Below are 2,676 nucleotides of genomic sequence, written 5' to 3'. Positions count from 1 at the left end.
TTGCTCCAATTACTGTAATTTTTGCACCTCGATAGAATGGCTTTAGACTGTAGACTCTTGTTCCTTTCTGTGAACGTGCATAAGTCCTTGCCAAGCCTAGTAAAACCTGACGGGATGACGAAATAGTCTAAAAAGCTTATCAGATAGAGATTGTATCGATTTATGGTAAAAAAAGATAGAAGCACTTTTCTCAATAAGGACTATCTATATGATAATGTTACCTGAATTCTACAAAACACATCTAAAAAATCAATTGAATCTGGCAGAGTATATCTTGCTCAAAATTATGATTATTCTGCTGCAATCAGTGAAAAAAGTAAGTTTAGAAGCTTTGGCTACTGCCCTACCAATTCCGATTAAATTTGAAAGTAGAAAAAGGAAAATACAGAGATTTCTATCTTTACCAAACCTAACAATTGAGAAAATTTGGTTTCCGATTGTGGAAACATTTTTAGAAACATATTTGAAGGATGAAAAGCTAATTTATGTAGTGATGGATAGGACAGCTTGGGGACGCATAAATTTATTCATGATTAGTATAGTTTGGGACCAAAGAGCAATTCCTGTATATTTTGAATTATTACCAAAGTTAGGCAGCAGTAACTTTGAGGAGCAGTCACGAATGTTGAAGAAAATTTTACCCATTTTTAGTAACTATAAAATCTGCGTATTAGGTGATAGAGAATTTTGTTCTATAAAACTAGCAAACTGGTTAAAAGACCAGGGTTTATGTTTTTGTACAAGACTTAAAAAGAGTGAATTTGTAGAAATCAAAAAAGAAATTTGGGTAGATTTAAATAATCTAGGTTTATCACCAGGAGTTGCTTTCTTTCTAGGCGGAGTTAAAGTTACGAAAAAACATGGTTTTACAAGTTTTAATGTTGCCTGTAAATGGAAACGTAAAATCTTAGGAGTAACCCCAAAAGAAGGGTGGTTTATTTTAACTAATTTAGATAGTTTGGAATTAGCAATTTCTGCCTATAAAAAGCGATTTTGTATAGAAGAAATGGGTTCTTGCGTAGATTTTATGGAGAGAAAGTAAATTAACAGAAATTAATAGTTAATAATTTTCAGAATATAAGTCTGAAACAGTTGAGATACAAGAAGTTACAGAATTTTATGTATGTCTAAATACCGAAGGTGAGATAATTAGATATGTAAAAACAAGGATGGGTGGCGGTAGTTATGAAATTTCCTGTAGAACAAATCCTCAATCTTCCAGAAATGAAAGTATTAGATTGCCAGGAAGTGGAAGGAGCAGGAATAATCATCACAATCGAAAAAGCCGTCAACCATTGTAATTGTCCCAATTGTGGAAATATTACCCTGAGTATACACCAAGACCATTGGCGAATGATTCATGATTTACCGTGGAGTGAAAAGCCAGTGCTGTTAAAAATAAATCGTCGTCAATTTAAATGTCATAAGTGTAAAAAAGTATTTAGCGAGAAACTAGAGTTTGTAGATAAAAATAAAGGATATACAAAAAGATTAGCGGACAACATAGTAGAACAAGTATTGAATAGCAGCATTCATAGCGTAGCCAAAAGAAACGACCTCAGTGATGAGGAAGTTGAATCAATGTTAAGAAGGCAAGTAGAAAAAATACAGAAGATAAATTTGAGTCAGGTAAAAAGATTAGGGATAGATGAAATAGCTTTGGTGAAAGGACAAGGAAATTATTTAGCAGTAATAGTAGATTTAGATACTCGTAAACCAATTGAAATAGTGAAAACAAGAAGGATAGAAGAAATCCGTGAAGTCCTCAAAGGATGGGGAGTTGAGGTACTTGAGCAAATCCAAGAAGTGAGTATAGACCTGTGGTCTCCTTATAAAAGTTTGGTCGAAGAATTAATGCCCAATGCCAATATAACCGCAGATAGATTTCATGTAATGAAACAGGTAAATGATGAATTAGATCATATGCGTAAGACAGAGAAGAAAGCAGCAATGTCTTTAGCAGATGAATCAGAAAAAAAGAGAAGATTATCCGGATTAAATAAAAGTAAATATAGCCTGATTAAAAATGAAGACTCACTCAACGAAGAGCAAAAAGAACGGTTGAAATTAGTTCAGTCAGTTTCTCCCACCCTAGCCAAGATGCACTCCTTGAAAGAAACATTCAGAGAAATATTTGAATTCTCTACATCTTGGGGAGACAGCATAATTGATTTATTGGATTGGATGCACGATGCCATGTCTTTATTTCCTAAAACTATTGGAACTATGATTAGATGGTTCGGAGAAATAGTTGGTTATTTTGATAGCAGAACTACCACTGGCACTGTGGAAGGCATTAACAATAAGCTCAAGTTGATTAAACGACTTGGATATGGCTTTCGTAACTTCAACAATTTTCGTCTACGCAGTTTATTAAACTGGCACTTTTCTATTAATTCTCCATAAAATCTACGCAAGAACCAAGAAATGTTCCGTGATTTTAAAAGTGGGGGTTATAACTGGACTTTAGACTAAGAAGAGAGCGATCGTTACATCAGGGGTAAAAATTGCTGGACAGTAGATGATTTGCATATTTCTATTTTTAATCACATCAATAAATACGTCTGCCAAACCTGCTTGCACTGATGGATGTAAATGAATTTCTGGCTGTTCAAAAATCAATGTCGAACCTTTGGGGGCATAATAACAAAGCACTAAAACTGGTAAAATTTGAGA

2 protein-coding genes and 1 pseudogene are annotated in these 2,676 nt (G+C 33.9%); 2 read left to right on the top strand and 1 reads right to left on the bottom strand.

Features of this window, described 5'->3' with window-relative positions; translation table 11 throughout:
* Positions 1–214 precede the first annotated feature (214 nt).
* Together H6G68_RS26765 and H6G68_RS26760 are read left to right on the top strand one after the other, a co-directional pair.
* Positions 215–1,009 (top strand): annotated as a pseudogene (locus H6G68_RS26765) (IS4 family transposase); the annotation flags it as partial.
* A gap of 176 nt (positions 1,010–1,185) precedes the next feature.
* Complete coding sequence (locus tag H6G68_RS26760; protein WP_190909341.1) at positions 1,186–2,406, top strand: ISL3 family transposase; 1,221 nt, start codon at positions 1,186–1,188, stop codon at positions 2,404–2,406.
* 60 nt (positions 2,407–2,466) lie between these two features.
* On the opposite strand, the gene H6G68_RS26755 is transcribed toward H6G68_RS26760, so the two are convergent.
* Positions 2,467–2,676, bottom strand: a 210-nt coding sequence (locus H6G68_RS26755; protein ID WP_190909340.1) for an AAA family ATPase, incomplete at its 5' end; no start/stop codon positions are given.

This window comes from Anabaena catenula FACHB-362 (assembly GCF_014698735.1).
GTDB classification, from domain to species: Bacteria; Cyanobacteriota; Cyanobacteriia; order Cyanobacteriales; family Nostocaceae; genus Anabaena; species Anabaena variabilis_A.
Note: the sequence above shows the minus strand (reverse complement) of the source record. Positions and strands in the feature narration are given on the sequence as shown.